This is a genomic window from Pseudomonas sp. Pme6b (assembly GCF_058129925.1).
Map to the genome: position 1 here is coordinate 5,214,699 of NZ_CM176704.1, position 20,248 is coordinate 5,234,946.

14 protein-coding genes are annotated in these 20,248 nt (G+C 60.8%); 11 read left to right on the plus strand and 3 right to left on the minus strand.

Going from position 1 to position 20,248, the window contains the following annotated elements:
* Positions 1 to 198 precede the first annotated feature (198 nt).
* The 11 genes from gluQRS to AC4ANE_RS23725 all read left to right on the plus strand — a co-directional run bounded on the left by gluQRS (position 199) and on the right by AC4ANE_RS23725 (position 14,506).
* Entirely contained in the window at positions 199 to 1,086 is an 888-nt protein-coding gene (gluQRS, locus tag AC4ANE_RS23675; protein WP_002552061.1) for a tRNA glutamyl-Q(34) synthetase GluQRS, read from the plus strand.
* A 98-nt stretch (positions 1,087 to 1,184) separates the two neighbouring features.
* On the plus strand, positions 1,185 to 1,361 hold the full coding sequence (locus tag AC4ANE_RS23680) for a hypothetical protein (RefSeq protein ID WP_002552060.1): 177 nt from the start codon (positions 1,185 to 1,187) through the stop codon (positions 1,359 to 1,361).
* Complete coding sequence (locus AC4ANE_RS23685) at positions 1,345 to 4,317, plus strand: sensor histidine kinase (protein ID WP_002552059.1); 2,973 nt, start codon at positions 1,345 to 1,347, stop codon at positions 4,315 to 4,317. Before AC4ANE_RS23680 ends, AC4ANE_RS23685 begins: the two co-directional genes overlap by 17 nt.
* Positions 4,318 to 4,321: 4 nt before the next feature.
* Positions 4,322 to 5,755 carry a sigma-54-dependent transcriptional regulator gene (locus AC4ANE_RS23690; protein ID WP_002552058.1) on the plus strand — a complete coding sequence of 478 codons (1,434 nt, stop codon included), beginning with the start codon at positions 4,322 to 4,324 and terminating at the stop codon, positions 5,753 to 5,755.
* A gap of 699 nt (positions 5,756 to 6,454) precedes the next feature.
* Positions 6,455 to 7,858, plus strand: a complete 1,404-nt coding sequence (locus tag AC4ANE_RS23695) for a polynucleotide adenylyltransferase PcnB (protein ID WP_002552057.1) — start codon at positions 6,455 to 6,457, stop codon at positions 7,856 to 7,858.
* Entirely contained in the window at positions 7,851 to 8,357 is a 507-nt protein-coding gene (gene folK, locus AC4ANE_RS23700; RefSeq protein WP_002552056.1) for a 2-amino-4-hydroxy-6-hydroxymethyldihydropteridine diphosphokinase, read from the plus strand. The genes AC4ANE_RS23695 and folK overlap by 8 nt, the downstream gene beginning before the upstream one ends.
* Before the next feature lie 227 nt (positions 8,358 to 8,584).
* On the plus strand, positions 8,585 to 9,385 hold the full coding sequence (panB, locus tag AC4ANE_RS23705; protein ID WP_002552055.1) for a 3-methyl-2-oxobutanoate hydroxymethyltransferase: 801 nt from the start codon (positions 8,585 to 8,587) through the stop codon (positions 9,383 to 9,385).
* Entirely contained in the window at positions 9,382 to 10,233 is an 852-nt protein-coding gene (gene panC, locus AC4ANE_RS23710; RefSeq protein WP_031596380.1) for a pantoate--beta-alanine ligase, read from the plus strand. The genes panB and panC overlap by 4 nt, the downstream gene beginning before the upstream one ends.
* 253 nt (positions 10,234 to 10,486) lie before the next feature.
* A complete protein-coding gene (gene pgi, locus AC4ANE_RS23715) occupies positions 10,487 to 12,151 on the plus strand; it encodes a glucose-6-phosphate isomerase (RefSeq protein WP_002552053.1) in 1,665 nt (554 codons plus the stop codon).
* 210 nt (positions 12,152 to 12,361) lie between these two features.
* The gene (locus AC4ANE_RS23720) at positions 12,362 to 13,231 is read left to right on the plus strand and encodes an oxygenase MpaB family protein (RefSeq protein WP_002552052.1); all 870 of its coding nucleotides are present in this window, start codon (positions 12,362 to 12,364) and stop codon (positions 13,229 to 13,231) included.
* Between the two features lie 96 nt (positions 13,232 to 13,327).
* Entirely contained in the window at positions 13,328 to 14,506 is a 1,179-nt protein-coding gene (locus AC4ANE_RS23725) for an acetyl-CoA C-acetyltransferase (protein WP_002552051.1), read from the plus strand.
* Positions 14,507 to 14,525: 19 nt separating this feature from the next.
* On the opposite strand, the gene AC4ANE_RS23730 is transcribed toward AC4ANE_RS23725, so the two are convergent.
* From AC4ANE_RS23730 to ptsP, 3 genes are read right to left on the minus strand one after another with little or no spacing between them, the layout of a single operon-like run.
* A complete protein-coding gene (locus AC4ANE_RS23730; RefSeq protein WP_031596378.1) occupies positions 14,526 to 16,268 on the minus strand; it encodes a PTS fructose-like transporter subunit IIB in 1,743 nt (580 codons plus the stop codon).
* 12 nt (positions 16,269 to 16,280) lie between these two features.
* Positions 16,281 to 17,222: a 1-phosphofructokinase gene (gene pfkB, locus AC4ANE_RS23735; RefSeq protein ID WP_002552049.1), complete on the minus strand. Its 942-nt coding sequence runs from the start codon at positions 17,220 to 17,222 to the stop codon at positions 16,281 to 16,283.
* Positions 17,222 to 20,089, minus strand: a complete 2,868-nt coding sequence (gene ptsP, locus AC4ANE_RS23740; RefSeq protein ID WP_031596377.1) for a phosphoenolpyruvate--protein phosphotransferase — start codon at positions 20,087 to 20,089, stop codon at positions 17,222 to 17,224. Before ptsP ends, pfkB begins: the two co-directional genes overlap by 1 nt.
* Positions 20,090 to 20,248: the final 159 nt, after the last annotated feature.

Genomic DNA, 20,248 nt, shown 5'->3' on the forward strand with positions numbered 1-20,248 from the left:
GGCATTCCTACGCTGGAGCGTGAGGAACGATAATCTCAACTATCGTGCGACGCTCCGCGTCGCATGCCGTTCTGGACGCTCTGCGTCCGGTCTTGGACGAGCAACGCGGCGCAGAGTGAACATCGTCACGAGAGTCCGCGTGAAGACCAACCGCGTTTCGCTTGCTCACTCAAGCTAGCCACCCGTAACATCCCGCCCATGAAAAAACCGGCCTATATCGGGCGCTTTGCGCCGACTCCCAGTGGTTATCTGCATTTTGGCTCGTTGGTCGCAGCGCTGGCGTCCTATCTGGACGCTCGCGCAGTCGGCGGCCAGTGGCTGTTACGCATGGAAGACCTGGACCCGCCGCGCGAGGTGGCCGGCGCGCAAGCCGCGATTCTTGAAACCCTTGAGCGCTACGGCTTTGAATGGGATGGCGAGATGGCTCGGCAGAGCGAGCGCCATGATGCCTACGCCGAAATACTCCAGCGCTGGTTCAATCATGGCCTGGCCTATGCCTGCACCTGCTCGCGCAAACAGCTCGAGCCGTTTGAAGGCGTGTATCCCGGTTTTTGCCGCAATGCGGGACATGCGCCCGAGAATGCCGCAATCCGCATCCGGGTCCCGGAGCTTGAATATCGCTTCGAAGACCGTGTGCAGGGCACATTCAAAATGCACCTGGGACGCGAAAGCGGTGACTTCGTGATCCGCAGGCGCGACGGCCTGTATGCCTATCAGCTCGCCGTGATAATCGATGACGCCTGGCAAGGCGTGACCGATATCGTGCGCGGTGCCGACCTGCTGGACTCGACGCCCCGCCAGTTGTACTTGCAGGAACTGCTGGGCTTGCCCCAGCCACGCTACCTGCATGTGCCGCTGATCACCCAGCCGGATGGCCACAAGCTCGGCAAATCCTATCGCTCGCCACCGTTGCCGGCCGAACAGGCCACCCCTCTGCTGATTCGGGCATTGCGGGCACTGGGGCAACCACTCGATACGCACATGACCGATGGCACCGCGCAGGAAGTGCTTGCCTGGGGAATCCGCCACTGGAACGCCGACCTGATCCCCAGACTGCGCAATATTGAAGAAGCCCGGATAGACTGATCCAGAGCGGTCGCCGCAAACTGCGACGCAAGTATGCTTTCAGGTTATCCGGCATCCGTTAACATGCCGCTCCTCATCTACCAGCACAGGGAGACCAGATGTACATATACCGGTTGGTTTTGCTTCTGGTGGTAGGCATCTATCTGTTCTCTCCAGCCATCATGGACTGGTGGATCGATGCGACCGGTGCCTGGTATCGCCCCTACATGCTGTGGCTGATCCTGATCGTGGTGACTTTCATTCTGCAGAGCCAGCGAGATGCCGATGAGCTTTAGTCTGACGCAGATGCTGATGGTCAGCGCCGCCTACCTGCTGGTGCTGTTCGGTGTAGCCTGGGTCAGCGAGCACGGCCTTATTCCACGCTGGATCATCCGTCATCCGTTGACCTACACCCTGTCACTGGGCGTGTACGCCAGCGCCTGGGCGTTTTATGGCACGGTCGGCCTGGCCTATCAGTATGGCTACGGTTTTCTGTCCAGCTACCTGGGGGTTTCCGGTGCATTCCTGCTTGCGCCAGTGCTGCTCTACCCGATCCTCAGAATCACCCGCACCTACCAGCTTTCATCGCTGGCCGATTTGTTCGCCTTCCGCTTTCGCAGCACCTGGGCTGGTGCGCTGACCACCGTATTCATGTTGATCGGCGTACTGCCGTTGCTGGCCTTGCAGATTCAGGCAGTGGCCGACTCCATCGGCATTCTGACCCGCGAACCGGTGCAGGATCGGGTGGCCGTAGCGTTTTGCGCGCTGATCACCCTGTTCACTATTTTCTTTGGCTCACGGCACATCGCAACCCGTGAGAAGCACGAAGGGCTGGTATTCGCCATCGCCTTTGAATCGCTGATCAAGCTGATCGCACTGGGCGGTGTCGGGCTGTACGCCTTGTATGGCGTGTTCGACGGCCCGCAACAGCTGGAACTGTGGCTGTTGCAGAACCAGACCGCCCTCGCCTCGCTGCACACGCCGTTGCAGGAAGGCCCCTGGCGCACCCTGCTGCTGGTGTTCTTCGCCTCGGCGATTGTCATGCCGCACATGTATCACATGACCTTCACTGAAAACCTCAACCCGCGCTCGCTGGTCAGCGCCAGTTGGGGGCTGCCACTGTTTCTGCTGTTGATCAGCCTCGCTGTCCCACTGATCCTCTGGGCCGGGCTCAAACTCGGGGCCACGACCAGCCCGGAATACTTCACCCTCGGGATCGGTATCGCGGCCAACAGCAAGTCGCTGGCCCTGCTCGCCTATATCGGCGGGCTGTCGGCGGCCAGCGGGCTGATCATCGTGACTACGCTGGCGCTGTCCGGCATGGCCCTCAACCATCTGGTGCTGCCGCTTTATCAGCCGCCAGCCGAGGGCAACATCTACCGCTGGCTGAAGTGGACGCGACGCGGGCTGATCGTGGCGATCATTGCCTTGGGTTACGGCTTCTACCTGCTGCTCGGTGCCCAGCAGGATCTGGCCAATCTCGGCATCGTCGCTTTCGTTGCGACGCTGCAATTCCTGCCGGGCGTACTGTCGGTGCTTTACTGGCCGACCGCCAACCGGCGAGGCTTCATCGCAGGCCTGCTGGCCGGCATTGCGGTCTGGGCAGTCAGCATGCTGCTGCCGCTGATCGGCAACCTGCAGGGCTTTTATATCCCCTGGCTGAACATGATCTACGTGCTGGACGACACCAGCTGGCACATGGCAGCTATCGCGTCCCTCGCGGCCAACGTGTTGTTGTTCACCCTGATATCCCTGTTCACCAATGCCAGCCCTGAAGAAGTCGGAGCCGCCGAGGCCTGCGCGGTCGATAACGTGCGCCGCCCGCAACGCCGTGAATTGCATGCCGTGTCACCCCAGGAATTCGCCACCCAACTGGCCAAGCCGCTGGGCGCGAAAGCCGCACAGAAGGAAGTCGAACAGGCGCTGCGCGATCTGTACCTGCCATTCGACGAGCGCCGTCCTTATGCCCTGCGCCGCCTGCGCGACAGGATCGAGGCCAACCTGTCCGGGTTGATGGGGCCAAGTGTCGCCCAGGACATGGTGGAAACCTTCCTGCCGTACAAATCGGGCAGCGAAAAATATGTCACCGAAGACATACATTTTATTGAAAGCCGTCTTGAGGACTACCACTCGCGCCTGACCGGCCTTGCTGCCGAACTCGACGCCCTGCGCCGCTACCACCGCCAGACCCTGCAGGAACTGCCGATGGGTGTGTGCTCGCTGGCCGAAGATCAGGAGATCCTGATGTGGAACAGGGCGATGGAAGAGCTGACCGGCATCGTCGCCCAGCGCGTGGTCGGTTCGCGACTGGAAACCATTGCCGAACCCTGGAAAAGCCTGCTGACCGGCTTTGCCAGCCTGCCCGATGAGCACCTGCACAAGCAGAAACTCGGTCTGGACGGCCAGACCCGCTGGCTAAACCTGCACAAGGCGGCCATCAACGAGCCTCTCGCCCCTGGCAACAGTGGCCTGGTGGTGCTGGTCGAGGACCTGACCGACACGCAGATGCTTGAAGACAAGCTGGTGCACTCAGAGCGGCTGGCCAGCATTGGTCGACTGGCAGCAGGCGTGGCGCACGAGATCGGCAACCCGATCACCGGCATTGCCTGTCTCGCGCAAAACCTGCGTGAAGAGCGTGAAGAAGACGGCGAACTGAAAGAAATCAGCAGTCAGATACTTGAACAGACCAAACGTGTGTCGCGCATTGTCCAGTCATTGATGAGCTTTGCCCACGCGGGGGCTCATCAGCACAGCGACGAGGCCGTTTGTCTGGCTGTGGTGGCTCAGGATGCTATTGGTCTGCTGGCGCTGAACCGGCGCAATTTCGAAGTACACTTCTATAACCTGTGCAACCCCGAACATTGGGCTGTCGGCGACCCGCAGCGCTTGGCACAAGTGCTGATCAACCTGCTCTCCAATGCCCGCGATGCGTCCCCTGCAGGCAGTGCGGTCAGGGTCAGAAGCGAAGTATCCGAGCACACGGTGGACCTGATCGTCGAAGACGAAGGCAGTGGGATTTCAAAGGCAATCATGGACCGATTGTTCGAGCCGTTCTTCACTACCAAGGAGCCTGGCGAAGGAACCGGACTTGGCCTCGCGCTGGTCTATTCCATCGTTGAAGAGCATTATGGACAAATCACTATCGACAGCCCGGCCGATCCCGAGCAGCAGCGTGGAACCCGTATTCGGGTGACCTTGCCACGTCATGTCGACGCGACGTCCACCGTGAACCGAGACCGTCGAGAGAACTGAATCAATGCCGCATATTTTGATCGTCGAAGACGAAACGATTATCCGCTCAGCCCTGCGTCGCCTGCTTGAACGCAATCAGTATGAAGTCAGTGAAGCCGGCTCCGTTCAGGAAGCTCAGGAGCGCTTCAGCATTTCGTCTTTTGATCTGATCGTCAGCGACCTGCGCCTGCCAGGCGCGCCGGGTACCGAACTGATCAAGCTCGGCGAAGGCAAACCGGTGCTGATCATGACCAGTTACGCCAGCCTGCGCTCAGCGGTCGATTCGATGAAGATGGGGGCTGTGGATTACATCGCCAAACCCTTCGATCACGATGAAATGCTGCAGGCGGTCTCACGAATTCTGCGTGATCGCCAGACGGTCAAGGGGCTTCAGGACGAGCGTAACGCCCTTGCCAAGGCTAACGGCGCTGAAAAAGGCCCGGCACAGAATAATAATGGCGAGATCGGCATCATCGGTTCTTGCCCGCCCATGCTGGATCTCTACAGCAAGATCCGCAAAGTGGCCCCGACCGATTCCAATGTTCTGGTTCAGGGCGAGTCGGGCACCGGCAAAGAACTGGTCGCCCGCGCCCTGCACAACCTGTCACGCCGTGCCAAGGCGCCGATGATCTCGGTCAACTGTGCGGCCATCCCTGAATCGCTGATCGAGTCTGAATTGTTCGGTCACGAGAAAGGCGCATTCACCGGAGCCAGTGCAGGTCGTGCTGGTCTGGTCGAAGCTGCTGACGGAGGCACGCTGTTTCTCGATGAAATCGGCGAGCTGCCTCTGGAAGCCCAGGCACGCCTGCTGCGCGTTTTGCAGGAAGGCGAGATTCGTCGTGTCGGCTCGGTGCAATCGCAAAAGGTCGACGTACGCCTGATTGCCGCAACCCACCGCGACCTCAAGACACTGGCCAAAAATGGCGAGTTTCGTGAAGACCTGTTCTACCGCCTGCACGTCATCGCCCTGAAACTCCCCGCGCTGCGCGAGCGTGGCAGCGATATTCTGGAAATCGCCCGTGCGTTTCTGGTACGTCAGAGCGCCAAGGTCGGTCGCGACGACCTGAAGTTTTCCCCCGACGCCGAACAAGCCATTCGCCATTACAGCTGGCCAGGCAACGTACGCGAACTGGAAAATGCGGTGGAGCGCTCGGTGATCCTGTGCGAAAACCCGGAAATCACCGCAGACCTGCTGGGCATCGACATCGAGCTCGACGGTCTGGATGACGACGAGTACATGGGCATGGCACCGCTGCCGGGGTCTTCCGGCTCGACGGGCAATGAGCCGGCCGAAGACCTGTCGCTTGAGGACTATTTCCAGCACTTCGTTCTGGAGCATCAGGACCACATGACTGAAACCGAGCTGGCGCGCAAACTGGGCGTCAGTCGCAAGTGTCTGTGGGAACGTCGGCAACGTCTGGGCATTCCGCGTCGCAAGGGCGTCGCCAACGAGACGTAAAAAGCGGTAAAGGCTCTGGCACGCGGTGCGCAGAGCGGGTAGAAACTGTTACCGCAAACACTTCACGTAACAAAAGCCGGGTCTTACGGTAACGCAGACCCGGCTTTTTTATGCCAACAACAACCGCCTTTCGCCCGCAAACGCCCGGTTTACGGGGCTTCGCAAAAGTTGGCACAGCTTCTGCTATATGCTTAGTACAAGAAAAACAACAAGCAGTACGACACCCATAATAAAAACAACACGAATCGACTCACGCATAACAAGAACAACACGGCGGAGGCGCAGCTAACTGATTCTTTTGGAGAGGAGTTGTATTTGGGGCTTGCCCCGCAACCAGGCCGAGAACAACAAAAACTACCCTTAGGTAGAGCCTGAACTGGTTGGATCGGATGATCATTGCAACGCAGCGACCAAAGCAATCCGTTTGCTCTTGACTCCCGATTGGGAGGTTTCACAGACGAAGGTCTCGTGAATGGGCACTCAACAAAAACAAGAAGCCCATACAGAAAACAATAATAAAGAGCACACACTTTGGGGGAGCTTCGGCTCCCCCAGTAGCTTCCCCAGCGTTAATACGCGCCATCGTTTGCCCTTCCGCGACAGCTTCCTACACCATCCCCCGACTAAATGCTAGAATCCCCACCCATCATGCGGTCATTCCACGTTTTTGGCCGAATATTCCTTCAAACAGTGCATCCCATGCTGAAGAAGTTGTTCCAGTCATTTCGTTCCCCACTGCGCAAACCGCAGCAACATACGCGTACCACGCCTGAAGTGCTCAATAGCAGCCAGCATTCGCTGCAACGCAGCCAGTTCAGCCGTTATGCCGTTAATATCGTCGAGCGCCTGCAGAACGCTGGCTACCAGGCCTATCTGGTCGGTGGCTGTGTACGCGACATGATGCTCAACATCACGCCCAAGGATTTCGACGTCGCCACCAGCGCCACGCCAGAACAAGTGCGTGCCGAATTCCGCAACGCGCGAATCATTGGCCGCAGGTTCAAGCTGGTGCATATCCATTTCGGTCGTGAAATCATCGAAGTGGCGACCTTCCGCGCCAATCATCCCCAGGATGACGAAGAAGAGGACAGCAACCAGTCCTCGCGCAATGAAAGCGGGCGCATTCTGCGTGACAACGTGTACGGCACGCTTGAAGAGGACGCCCAGCGTCGCGACTTCACGATCAACGCGCTGTATTACGATCCGGTCAGCGAGCGTGTTCTGGATTACGCCAATGGCGTACACGACATTCGTAACCGTCTGATCCGCCTGATCGGCGACCCCGAGCAACGCTACAAGGAAGACCCGGTGCGCATGCTGCGTGCGGTGCGCTTTGCTGCCAAGCTGGACTTCGGCATCGAAAAGCACAGCGCCCAACCGATTCGCTCGCTGGCACCGATGCTGCGCGATATTCCGTCGGCACGCCTGTTCGAAGAAGTGCTCAAACTGTTCCTCTCCGGGCATGCTGCTCCCACCTTTGAAATGCTGGTGGACCTGGAGCTGTTCGAACCGCTGTTCCCGGCCAGTTCCAAGGCGCTGGAATACAACCCGACCTACACCCATACACTGATCAGCAATGCCCTGATCAACACCGACCTGCGCATCAAGCAGAACAAACCGGTCACGCCGGCATTCCTGTTTGCCGCGCTGCTCTGGCCTGCCCTGCCGGCCAAGGTACTGCGCGCCCAGGAGCGCGGCATGCCACCGATTGCAGCTATGCAGGAGGCCGCTCACGAACTGATTATCGAGCAATGCCAGCGCATCGCGATTCCAAAGCGCTTCACGCTGCCGATCCGCGAGATCTGGGATATGCAGGAGCGCCTGCCGCGCCGTTCGGGCAAACGTGCAGACCTGTTGCTGGACAACTCAAGATTCCGTGCGGGTTACGACTTCCTGCTGTTGCGTGAAACTGCGGGCGAGCAGACCGATGGTCTGGGCCAGTGGTGGACCGATTATCAGGACTGCAACGACAGCGAACGCCGCGACATGATTCGTGACCTGAGCAACAAGCCCGAAGCTGCGGGCGCAGCGCCACGCAAGCGTCGTCGTAACAGCGGTGCCAAACGCAAGCGCACCACCGGCGAGGCGCAAAGCGGTGAATAAACCGCTGTTGACCACTGAACGCGTTTACATCGGCCTGGGCAGTAATCTTGCTGACCCGGCCGAGCAACTGCGCAGTGCCCTCAAGGCAATGGCGCAGTTATCCGGCTGTGAACTGACTGGCGTGTCATCGTTCTACGTCAGCGACTCGCTGCTGCCCGGCCAGCCGCGCTTTACCAACGCCGTCGCAGCACTCGACACTGCTCTGGCACCACTGACCCTGCTTGACGCGCTACAGGCCATCGAGCTGGATCAGGGCCGCGAACGCCACGAACGCTGGGGGCCTCGCACGCTGGACCTAGACATTCTGCTGTTCGGCAATCGCCTGATCGATGAACCGCGCCTCAAGGTACCGCATTACCACATGCAGGCGCGGGCATTCGTGCTGTACCCGCTGGCAGAGCTGGCCCCAGGCCTGACGCTGGCCGACGGACGCGAACTCGATCGTCTACTTGACGACTGCCCGTTTACGGGCCTTGAACGCCTGCCCGCCGAGGCATAAAGCCTGTCTGTCACCGCACATGTGTAACCGGTCCGACGCACAGGTAACACCTTCAATTGACTTCACGCCCCCTCCTCACGAAGATAGGCCTCCCGCCGCCGCACCACAGGCGAACGGGCGCGAAACAGGCCTTTGCAAAACACCGCGACACGACGGTGTGCCTGCTTTTCCAGGATGACTCTCACGCGCTGAACACCCGTCTTCACAGCGCCTGATGGAGGACTTACATGCCGAACATAACCGTTACGTCGCTGCTGGCCATGAAACAGAAAGGTGAGAAAATCACCATGCTGACCTGCTACGACGCAACCTTCGCCCACACCGCCTGCCAGGCCGGTGTCGAAGTGCTGCTGATAGGCGACTCGCTGGGCATGGTCCTGCAAGGTCACGACAGCACCCTGCCCGTCACGACCGCCGAAACCGCGTACCACGTTGCCTGTGTCAAACGCGGTAATCAGGGCGCGATGATTCTCGCTGACCTGCCGTTCATGGCCAACGCCACGCTGGAGCAAACCTTCATCAACAGCGCGACGCTGATGCAGGCAGGTGCGCACATGATCAAGGTCGAAGGCGCTGCATGGCTTGGCGAGTCGATCCGTTTGCTGGCAGAACGCGGCATCCCGGTGTGCGCACACATGGGCCTGACGCCGCAGGCAGTCAACGTACTGGGCGGCTACAAGGTTCAGGGTCGACTGGAAGCACAGGCACGGCAGATGCGTGCCGACGCGATCGCGCTGGAACAGGCGGGCGCAGCGATGATCCTTCTGGAGTGCGTGCCGAGTGAACTCGCCGAAGAAATCACCCAGGCGGTGAAAATTCCGGTCATCGGTATTGGCGCAGGCAGCGCTACCGACGGCCAGGTACTGGTGCTGCACGACATGCTGGGCCTGTCCATCACCGGGCGCGTGCCCAAGTTCGTGAAAAACTTCATGACCGGTCAGCCCGATATCCAGTCAGCTATCCGGGCCTACGTGGCCGCGGTCAAAGACGTCAGCTTTCCAGCAACTGAACACGGATTCTCGGCATGAACACAGTAAAGACCGTACAGGAACTGCGTGCCGCCGTTGCGCGGGCACGCAGCGAAGGCAAACGGATCGCGTTGACGCCGACCATGGGCAACCTGCACAGCGGCCACGCCGCACTGGTCGCCAAGGCGGCCCAACGTGCCGACTTCGTGGTCGCCACCATTTTCGTCAATCCGCTGCAGTTCGGCCCCAACGAAGACTTGGCCACTTACCCTCGCACCCTGGCGGCCGATCAGGAAAAACTCCTGCAGGCCGGGTGCAACCTGCTGTTCACCCCCAGCGTCGAGGAAATGTACCCGCACGGCATGGCCGATCAGACGCTGGTCAGCGTGCCACACCTGTCGCAAGGCCTGTGCGGTGCGAGCCGTCCCGGCCATTTCGAGGGCGTTGCTACGGTCGTCAGCAAGCTCTTCAATATGGTGCAGCCAGACCTGGCGATTTTCGGCGAAAAAGACTTCCAGCAGCTGGCGGTGATTCGCGCCATGGTCCGTGACCTGAACATGCCGATCCAGATCATCGGAGAACCTACCGTGCGTGCCGACGACGGTTTGGCGCTGTCCTCGCGTAACGGTTATCTGAATGAAGCTCAGCGCGCTGCGGCACCCGCGCTGTATCAGGCCATCCGCCAGACCGCCGACGCGATCAGCGCAGGCGAGCAGGATTTCGACGCACTGCTGACAAGCAAGAAGCAGCAACTGGAGGCAGCCGGTTTTCGTATCGATTATCTGGAAATACGTGACGCCACCAGCCTGCGTCCGACCACTGCCGAAAATCGCGACTTGGTCATCCTCGCCGCCGCATTCCTGGGTAAAACCCGCCTGATCGACAATCTGCACCTGACCAGAAGCTGACGGGATGCGCCGGGGCAATGAACTAAGCCGCACCGGCAATGCCATACCGGTACAGGTTGCCTGAACCACAACCGACAGCATTTGAGCGCAAGCCCCGGTTTCTTGTGTGCGAAAAAGTACCGGGGTCATGTAAGGCGAGGCGCAGACAAACGGGTACGCGAAGGGTAGTCTGCTATGTATAGCCCGTGAGAAAGCTTGCGACCTCGCCCCAAGAATATCCAAAGACAGAACCAGTTAAAGGAAACCCGCAGCGATGGCGTACTACCGCAATCCTTCCGATGTGACCGCTCTGCCCGCCTGGCAAGCGTTGAGCAAACACCGCCAGTCCATGCAGAATTTCAGCATGCGCGAAGCGTTCAATTCTGATCCGCAGCGCTTCAGCCAATTCACCCTCAGCAGCGCCGGCCTGTTTCTCGACTACTCCAAAAACCTGATCACCACCGAAACTCGTGATCTGTTGGTCAGCCTAGCGGGCGAAGTGAACCTCAAGGACGCTATCAAGGCTCAATACGATGGCGAGCTGGTCAACTCATCCGAAGGTCGCCCGGCGCTGCACACCGCTCTGCGCCGGCCGGTCGGCGACAAGTTGAAAGTCAACGGTGTCGATGTGATGCCGGACGTACACCGCGTACTCAATCAGATGACCGAACTGGTCGGCCGCATCCATGACGGCCTGTGGCGCGGTTACACTGAAAAGCCGATCACCGACGTGGTGAACATCGGCATCGGCGGCTCGTTCCTCGGCCCGGAGCTGGTCTCCGAAGCGCTGGTGGCCTACGCGCACAAAGGTGTGCGTTGCCATTACCTGGCGAACATCGATGGCAGCGAGTTTCATGAACTGTCGATGAAAATTCGCGCCGAGACCACACTCTTCATCGTCTCGTCGAAGTCCTTCAACACGCTGGAAACCCTGAAAAACGCTCAGGCTGCACGCTCATGGTACCTGGCGCAGGGCGGCTCCGAAGTTGAACTGCATCGCCACTTCATCGCGGTTTCCAGCAACAACGCGGCGGCCGTAGCCTTCGGCATCCGTGAAGAAAACATCTTCCCGATGTGGGACTGGGTTGGCGGTCGCTATTCGCTGTGGTCGGCCATCGGCCTGCCTATCGCGCTGGCTATCGGCATGTCCAACTTCAAGGAACTGCTGTCCGGCGCCTATACGATGGACCAGCATTTCCAGAGCGCCCCTTTCGAACAGAACATGCCGGTGCTGCTGGCGCTGCTGGGTGTCTGGTACGGCAACTTCTGGAATGCGCAAAGCCACGCGATCCTGCCGTACGACCACTACCTGCGTAACATCACCAAACACCTGCAACAACTGGACATGGAGTCCAACGGCAAGAGCGTCCGTCAGGACGGTACGCCAACCTCCACCGACACCGGCCCGGTCATCTGGGGCGGCGTGGGTGCCAACGGTCAGCATGCTTATCACCAGTTGCTGCATCAAGGCACACAGATGATTCCGGCCGACTTCATCGTGCCGATCGTCAGCTTCAACCCGGTTGCCGACCATCACCAGTGGCTGTACGCGAACTGCCTGTCACAAAGTCAGGCTCTGATGATGGGCAAGACCCGCGCTGAAGCCGAAGCCGAGCTGCGCGAGAAGGGCATGAGCGAGGAAGAGGTGCAGAAACTGGCACCGCAAAAGGTCATCCCCGGTAACCGTCCGAGCAACACCCTGGTGGTCGAACGCATCAGCCCTCGTCGTCTTGGCGCACTGGTGGCGATGTATGAGCACAAGGTGTTCGTGCAGAGCGTGATCTGGGGCACCAATGCCTTTGACCAATGGGGCGTGGAACTGGGCAAGGAGATGGGCAAGGCCGTGTACCAGCGTCTGACCGGCGGCACCGAAGAGCCGGCTGACGATGCATCGACCCAAGGGCTGATCAACTACTTCCGCGGCCGTCACCGCGGCTGATTTGTCCCTCTCATGGTTATGACCATCGTTCCCACGATCCGCGTGGGAATGCCGTACGTGACGCTCTGCGTCATAAAGAGGAAGCAAAGCGTCCAGAACTGCATGCCGACGCGGAGCGTCGGCACGATAGTCAGCCAGGCGATGAGCGCTCCGCGCTTCGAACGAGCCTCAGTCAGCTTTATCCAAGCCCTCCCGATGCACGAGCACGACATGGAATTCATCCGCACCCGCATCGAAACCCAGGTCATCAGCCTTACCGGCCTAGCCCTGGGCCAGCTGGATCTGGAGAACCCCAAGGGCGACCCCGGTCTGTTTGGTCCTCAGGCAGTGTGCTGGAAGGTACACGGCGATTTCACCAGCATGCTGGTCGGCGGCATCAGCGCCTTGATGTTGCAGGCGCTACACCCACTGGCACTGGCGGGTATCTGGGACCACTCCAACTTTCGTCAGGACATGCTCGGCCGCCTGCGGCGTACAGGGCAGTTTCTGTCCGGCACCACCTACGGCTCCACTCAAGATGCCAACTGGCTGATCGACAAGGTGCGCAACATTCACCTCAATATCGTCGGCACCGCGCCCGATGGCCGGCCGTATGCCGCCAGCGATCCGGATTTGCTGACCTGGGTGCATGTGGCCGAAGTCAGCAGCTTTCTCGCAGCCCATCTGCGCTACCTCAACCCGGATATGTCGCTCACCGATCAGGACGCGTACTACGCTGAAACAGCGCTGGTTGCCGAACGGCTCGGGGCAGGTAATGTTCCGCGCTCACGTCAGGCCATCGCTGATTATCTGGCAGACATTCGCGGGCAACTGGTGTGTGACGAACGCAGTCACGAAGTGCTGCGCCTACTGCTTGATGCCCCCGCGCCCAACTGGCTGGCCAAGCCTTTCGGTGTATTGATGATGCGTGCCGGTATCGACTTGCTGCCGGACTGGGCGAGCGAAATGCTCGACATTACCCAAGGCCCCGTGCAGCGCCGGATAATCCGCCTGGGCGTCAACAACACCGCGCCCATTTTGCGTTGGGCCGTGCAGGACGGATCAGCGCAACGTGCCAGACGCCGCATGGACGTTACCTAAAGGTTTTCGGCAAAACGTGACCGAGCGGTTCACGGTTGGAACCTGCCTGCCTATCTGTGCCAACATGAGCCCTCAATAACAATGAGGATCAGCACCATGCAGGACGTCGTTATCGTCGCCGCCACCCGTACCGCCGTCGGCAGTTTCCAGGGTTCTCTGGCTGCCGTTGCTGCTGTAGATCTTGGCGCTGCAGTCATTCGCCAACTGCTGGCGCAAACCGGCGTGGACGGCGCGCAAGTCGATGAAGTCATCATGGGCCAGGTGCTGACCGCCGGCGCAGGCCAGAACCCGGCGCGACAGGCTGCCATCAAGGCGGGCCTGCCCTTCTCGGTACCGGCCATGACCCTGAACAAGGTCTGCGGCTCGGGCCTCAAGGCACTGCACCTGGCGACCCAGGCGATTCGCTGCGGTGATGCCGAAATCATCATTGCTGGCGGCCAGGAAAACATGAGCCTGTCCAACTACGCGCTGCCGGGCGCACGCACCGGTTTGCGCATGGGCCATACCAGCATGGTCGACACCATGATCACTGATGGTCTGTGGGATGCATTCAATGATTACCACATGGGCATCACCGCCGAGAACCTCGCGCAGCAGTACGACATCAGCCGTGAAGCCCAGGATCAGTTCGCTGCCCTGTCTCAGCAAAAAGCGATTGCGGCCATTGAAGGCGGACGCTTTGTCGATGAAATCACTCCGATCCTGATCCCTCAGCGCAAGGGCGAGCCGTTGTCCTTCGCCACTGACGAACAGCCTCGCGCTGGCACCACGGCTGAAACACTCGGCAAACTCAAACCTGCGTTCATGAAGGACGGCACCGTCACCGCCGGTAATGCGTCTTCGCTCAACGACGGTGCCGCCGCCGTGATGCTGATGAGCGCGGCCAAAGCCGAGCAGTTGGGCCTGCCAGTGCTGGCGCGCGTCGCCGCGTACGCCAACGCAGGTGTAGACCCGGCCATCATGGGCATCGGCCCGGTCAGTGCAACCCGGCGCTGCCTGGACAAGGCTGGCTGGTCGCTGGACGAACTGGATCTGATCGAAGCCAACGAAGCATTTGCCGCACAGTCGCTGTCGGTCGGCAAGGAACTGGGGCTGGACCCGCAAAAGCTCAACGTCAATGGTGGTGCCATCGCCCTTGGCCACCCGATTGGCGCGTCAGGCTGCCGCGTGCTGGTGACACTGCTGCACGAGATGATCAGGCGCGATGCCAAGAAGGGCCTGGCCACGCTGTGCATCGGCGGTGGCCAGGGGGTTGCCCTCGCGCTGGCACGCTGAGGGCGCTTGCAACCGGTAATCAGGCGCCTGCGGGCGCCACTTCCATGTCCACCGGCTCTGGACGCTTGATCAGCGCGTAGACCACGCCGGTCAGCACGCTACCGGCGATAATCGCCAGCAGATACAACAGCGCATGGTTGATGGCGTTGGGGATCAGCATCACAAACAGGCCGCCGTGTGGCGCCATCAGCTTACAGCCGAAGTACATCGACAATGCACCGGTCAGCGCGCCACCCACGACACTGGCCGGAATCACCCGCAACGGGTCCTTTGCAGCGAAGGGAATGGCACCTTCCGAGATGAAGCACAGCCCCAGCACGAACGCCGCCTTGCCTGCCTCTCGCTCGCTCTGGGCGAACTTGCGGTGGGCCAGGATCGTGGCGATGCCCATACCGATGGGCGGCACCATACCGGCAGCCATGGCAGTGGCCATCGGCGCATAGCTCTGGGACGCCAGCAGACCGACCGAGAACGCATAGGACGCCTTGTTGATCGGCCCACCAAGGTCGACGCACATCATTGCACCGAGCACCACGCCCAGCAGGATGGCGTTGGTGGTGCCCATGCTGTCGAGGAAGTGCGTCAAGGCTTCCAGCATGCCCGCAACCGGCTTGCCGACCACATAGATCATGACCAGACCGGTGAACAGGCTAGACAGCAACGGGATGATCAGAATCGGCTTGAGCGCTTCGACGCTGGCTGGCAGGCGTGCGTAGCGGTTGATCGCGGTAGCACTGTAACCGGCAAGAAAACCGGCAATGATACCGCCAATGAAGCCGGCACCCAGCGTACTCGCCAGCAGACCACCGATCATGCCAGGCGCAAGCCCCGGGCGATCAGCAATCGAATACGCGATGTAACCGGCCAGCAGTGGAACCATGAGTTTGAACGCAGCTTCCCCGCCGATCTGCATCAAGGCCGCCGCCAGCGTGCCTTGCTCTTTGAACGCGGTGATACCGAACACGAAGGAAAGAGCGATCAACAGCCCGCCCGCCACGACCATCGGCAGCATGAACGACACGCCGGTCAGCAGGTGCTTGTACACACCTGCCTTTTCTTGCCTGGCAGGTGATTTGGCAACAGCCTCGTCGGACTCGACCTGGCCTTCTGCCAAGGCTTTTTTCAACGTTGCTTCGGACTGCTTGAGCGCGATCCCGGTGCCGCAACGGTAGATTTTCTTGCCGGCAAAACGATCAGTATTGACCTCGATATCCGCAGCCAGCAGCACCACGTCGGCCTCGGCAATGGCCTTGGCGCTGAGCGGGTTGCGCGCGCCGACCGAGCCTTGGGTTTCGACTTGCAGGTCGTAATTCAGACGCTTGGCAGCCTGCTGGATCGCTTCGGCCGCCATGAACGTGTGCGCGACGCCGGTCGGACAAGCCGTGATCGAAACGATGCGCGGTTGCGCGCCCGTATCACCGCTTGCCTGAGGCGCCGCGGCTTCGGAAGCCACATGCACCTGCGCTTCTCGCTCGGCGCGCTGCAGAAAACTGTCGACATCCTGCAACGCATGCGCAGGCGAATTCTGAAACAGGCGTTTGCCGACAAAGCGGCTCAGGTCCACCGGACCGGTATTGACCACCAGGACAAGATCGGCGGCTTCGATGTCCTGAGCGGACAACTGCTGGTCCGATTTGTTGGGATCGATGATTTCGACGCTGGTTTCCCAGCCCTGGCGCAATGCCGCCGCTTCGAGCAATCGTGCGCTGAGTACGCTGCTGACCTTGCCGTTCGGGCAGGCCGTAACTATGGCTAACTTCATGACGATCCTCTCTTATTGTTCTGAAAGGCTGCGTACAGTGACGCCGCCTTCAAGCCGTTTGAGTTGCGCGGCATCGGTGATACCGAAACCGATCTGGGTCACTGCCATGGCGGCAATCGCTGTGGCAGTGCGCAAGGTCTTCTGTGGCTCGTGAGCGCTGATCAGCCCGTGCACCATGCCGGCCAGAAGCGAATCGCCAGCACCTACCGTGCTGGCCACTGTGACCTTGGGCGGCAGCGAGTGCAGCGCCACACTTGGACTGAACCAGTGCACGCCTTCAGAGCCCTGAGAGATCACCACATGCTCGATGCCCTGCGTGTGCAGGCGAGCAGCCACTTCGGCTTGCGCGGCGATGGAAATGATCGGTGCGTCGAGCGCATCGGCCAGTTCTTCGGTGTTGGGCTTGATCAGCCACGGCCCGGCGGTAAGACCGGCGCGCAGGGCCAGGCCGCTGCTGTCCAGCGCTACTTTCAGACCGAGGTCCTTGAGCATCACCAACAGTTTGTGCAGCCACTCCGGCGTGACACCACGCGGCAGGCTGCCAGCAACCACCACAACGTCGAAACCTGATGCAATCTGTTGCACACGGGCGAACAGCGCTTGCTGTGCCTCTTCACTGACCTGCGGGCCAGGGCCGTTCAGGTCGGTGATGCGGCCACTGCCTTCGGCCAGCTTGATATTGCTGCGGGTTTCTCCTGGCACGCGGACGAACTCGTCAACAAAGTTGCGACGTTCGAACAACGCCTCGAACGCTTGCTGGTTGTCGACACCGAGAAAACCGGCAACAGTCAGGTCATGACCCAGGTCAGCCAGCACCTGCGCCACATTCAGGCCTTTGCCCGCTGCGTGAGTGAGCATTGCATTGCTGCGGTTGACCTGACCCAGCTCCAACTGGCCCAACTGCACAGTCAGGTCCAGCGCCGGGTTCATGGTCAGGGTAAGAATCTTAGCCATTACACAGCCTCCACAAGCGCGCGGACTTCGGCAGCGCTGCCCGCCGTCAGCGCATTTTGCGCCAGTTGGCGCGCGCTGCTCAGGGTCAGTTCACGGACGCAGGCCTTGACCTCGCCAATGCTGCGCGCCGATACACTCAATTCATCCACGCCCAGCCCGACCAGAATCGGCACCGCCAGCGGGTCGGCGGCCAGTTCGCCGCATACGCCCACCCATTTACCGTTGGCATGCGCAGCGCGCACGGTCATGTCGATCAGTTGCAGCACCGATGGATGCAGGCCGTCAGCCTGGGCCGACAGCGTCGGGTGACCACGGTCGATGGCCATGGTGTATTGCGTCAGGTCATTGGTGCCGATGCTGAAGAAGTCCACTTCCTTGGCCAGCACCGGGGCAATCAGCGCCGCCGATGGCACTTCGATCATGATCCCCAGTTGCAGGTCGCTGACCGGAATTTCCTCGCGCAACCGCTCGGTCATTTCCCGCGCCTGACGCCACTCTTCAAGCGTGCCGATCATCGGGAACATGATGCGCAACGGGCTGCTGTCTGCCGCGCGTAACAGGGCGCGCAACTGGCTTTCCATCACATCCGGGCGTTGCAGGGTCAGACGGATACCGCGTACGCCAAGGAACGGGTTTTCCTCTTTGGCGATCGGCCAGTAAGGCAGTGGTTTGTCGCCACCCACGTCCAGCGTACGCACCACCAGCGGACGGCCGCCCAGATCAGTCAGCACGCGACGGTATTCAGCTTCCTGCGTCGCTTCATCGGGGGCCTGAGAATGCGCCATGAACAGCAACTCGGTGCGCAGCAGGCCAACGCCTTCCGCGCCCTGCTCCACAGCCGCTGGCGTCCCGGTGCTATCGCCGATATTGGCGAAGACTTCGACGGCATGCCCGTCACGCGTCACAGCAGGCTCCATACGCGCTGCCGCTGCGGCCTTGAGACGCTCTTCGCGGGCATCGCGGTCCTGAGCGGCGCGCTGCAGGGTTGCTTCATCAGGTGCGACGGTCAGCCGCCCGCGCTGGCTGTCGAGCAGCAGCACGGTACCCGGCTTGAGCAGCAGCACTTCGTCACCGGCACCGACGAGGGCAGGAATGCCCAGCGCACGCGCCACGATGGCACTGTGCGCGGTCGCGCCGCCACGGGCATTGAGGATGCCAGCGACCTGCGCCGGGTCCAGACGGGCTACGTCGGATGGGCCGACTTCGTCCATCACCAGAATGTAAGGTTCGTCCGGGGCTGCGACGGTTTCGACGCCGCAGATCTGCGCCAGCACGCGCCGCCCCACATCACGCAGGTCGGCGGCACGCTCGGCCAGCAGCGCGTCCTGCAGTTGTTCCTGCTGAACGGCAGCGGTCTCGATGACCGTGGCCCAGGCCGCAGCCGCACTTTCGTCGTTGTTGAGGCGCGCCTCGACTTCGTTGGTCAGTTCCGGGTCTTCGAGCATCTCCTGGTGGGTGATGAAGATTTCCCGGATAGCCTTGGACTTGCTGCGCTGAATGAGGTTTTCGATGTCGCTGCGGACTTCACCGATCGCCTTGTGCAGACGCTCGCGTTCGGCAGCCACAGACTCACCCTGCTGCGGATAATCAAAGATTTGCAGCACCTGAACGTGGGCCGGGCCGATAGCAATGCCCGGCGAAGCAGGCACGGCCTGCAACACGCTGCCGGCAGCCGGGGCGTTGAGCGGCTTGGCTACAGCAGCAGGCGCTGGCGCAGCTTGAGCCTCTGAAGCAACGGGCAACGGTTCGACTTCTTCACCCAGGCCCTGCTCCACTGCGGCGATCAGGGCAGGCAACGCGTCGTTGGCAATCGTCGGTTCGGCAATGAACTCCAGCGTCTGACCACGGCGTGCGCCGAGGCTGAGCAGCTTGCTCAGGCTCTTGGCCGACACCGCAGATTCGCCGCTTTCCAGCACGCGCATGCGGATCTCGCCGTCAAATTCCTTGGCCAGTTGCGCCAGTATCTTCGCCGGGCGGGCGTGCAGGCCGTGGGCGTTGGCCAGCTGGACGCGCTGGGTCGGCCATTCGGCAGGCACTTCGCCGCCCAGAGCTTCCAGCACAACGCGACTGTTGGTGGCGTGGCCCAACTCATGACCACGGCCTTCGATCAGCAACAGGCACAGACGCTCCAGCAGCGCCTGATGCGCCTCACCCAGACTGGCGAGACAGAACAGACCGGTCAGCGGCTGGCCCAGATAGCGGATAGGTTTGTCCGGCGTGACGAACGCCAGACCCGGACGTTTGACGGTTTGCTCGCTGTGCAGCCACCACAGGCCATCACCCAGCGACAACGCTTCAACCTGCTGCAGCACGGCAGCGAACCCGTTGCTCACGCAGTCGGCTTTGCGCAGCAGGCGTGCGCCGCGCCAGACCAGTTCTTCAAAATCGTCGGCCGATACGCCGAGGCTGATCATCTGTGCGTCGAGCGCCAGTTCCTGAGGTGCGCCCTGTAACAATTTGAGCAGGTCTTCCGGCGTCCTGGCTTCGCGCAGCGCCTGGCCCAGATCCTCTTCACCCAATGCGCGGGTCAACAGTTGCAGCAGACGCAAGTGCTCATCGGACTTGGCCGCAATACCAATCGCCAGATAGACCATTTGCCCGTCGCCCCAGTCCACCCCTTCGGGGAACTGCATCAGACGCACACCGGTGGTAACCACCAGATCGCGGGTTTCGGGAGTACCGTGCGGGATGGCGATGCCCTGACCGAGAAAGGTCGAGCCCTGCTGCTCACGGCTCATCAGCCCGGTGAGGTAGCCCTCGGCAACCAGGCCATCAGCGACCAGGTGGTCGGCAATCAGCTTAAGTGCGGCAGTTTTATCCACAGCCGACCGGGCCATGGATATTTGCTCCAGAGTGAGTTCGAGCATTGCCTTGACTCCTGTGCAGCGCCAAGGCGCCACCTGATTCTTGTTTTAATGACGATCACGTGATCGACAGCTTGGGGGGATGCAAGCGATGCTTGTCCGGACATCGTATCGCACATCACTTTCATCTCGATTGCAGCAGACAACAGGCGTGCTGAATCG

What these genes read in the sequence shown, in the direction of transcription:
- ptsP (WP_031596377.1), bottom strand. Translation starts at nt 20,089, where the DNA reads ATGCTCGAACTCACTCTGGAGCAAATATCCATGGCCCGGTCGGCTGTG.
- AC4ANE_RS23685 (WP_002552059.1), top strand. Translation starts at nt 1,345, where the DNA reads ATGCCGATGAGCTTTAGTCTGACGCAGATGCTGATGGTCAGCGCCGCC.
- gluQRS (WP_002552061.1), top strand. Translation starts at nt 199, where the DNA reads ATGAAAAAACCGGCCTATATCGGGCGCTTTGCGCCGACTCCCAGTGGT.
- panC (WP_031596380.1), top strand. Translation starts at nt 9,382, where the DNA reads ATGAACACAGTAAAGACCGTACAGGAACTGCGTGCCGCCGTTGCGCGG.
- pfkB (WP_002552049.1), bottom strand. Translation starts at nt 17,222, where the DNA reads ATGGCTAAGATTCTTACCCTGACCATGAACCCGGCGCTGGACCTGACT.
- AC4ANE_RS23695 (WP_002552057.1), top strand. Translation starts at nt 6,455, where the DNA reads ATGCTGAAGAAGTTGTTCCAGTCATTTCGTTCCCCACTGCGCAAACCG.
- AC4ANE_RS23690 (WP_002552058.1), top strand. Translation starts at nt 4,322, where the DNA reads ATGCCGCATATTTTGATCGTCGAAGACGAAACGATTATCCGCTCAGCC.
- AC4ANE_RS23730 (WP_031596378.1), bottom strand. Translation starts at nt 16,268, where the DNA reads ATGAAGTTAGCCATAGTTACGGCCTGCCCGAACGGCAAGGTCAGCAGC.
- pgi (WP_002552053.1), top strand. Translation starts at nt 10,487, where the DNA reads ATGGCGTACTACCGCAATCCTTCCGATGTGACCGCTCTGCCCGCCTGG.
- AC4ANE_RS23725 (WP_002552051.1), top strand. Translation starts at nt 13,328, where the DNA reads ATGCAGGACGTCGTTATCGTCGCCGCCACCCGTACCGCCGTCGGCAGT.
- AC4ANE_RS23720 (WP_002552052.1), top strand. Translation starts at nt 12,362, where the DNA reads ATGGAATTCATCCGCACCCGCATCGAAACCCAGGTCATCAGCCTTACC.
- AC4ANE_RS23680 (WP_002552060.1), top strand. Translation starts at nt 1,185, where the DNA reads ATGTACATATACCGGTTGGTTTTGCTTCTGGTGGTAGGCATCTATCTG.
- panB (WP_002552055.1), top strand. Translation starts at nt 8,585, where the DNA reads ATGCCGAACATAACCGTTACGTCGCTGCTGGCCATGAAACAGAAAGGT.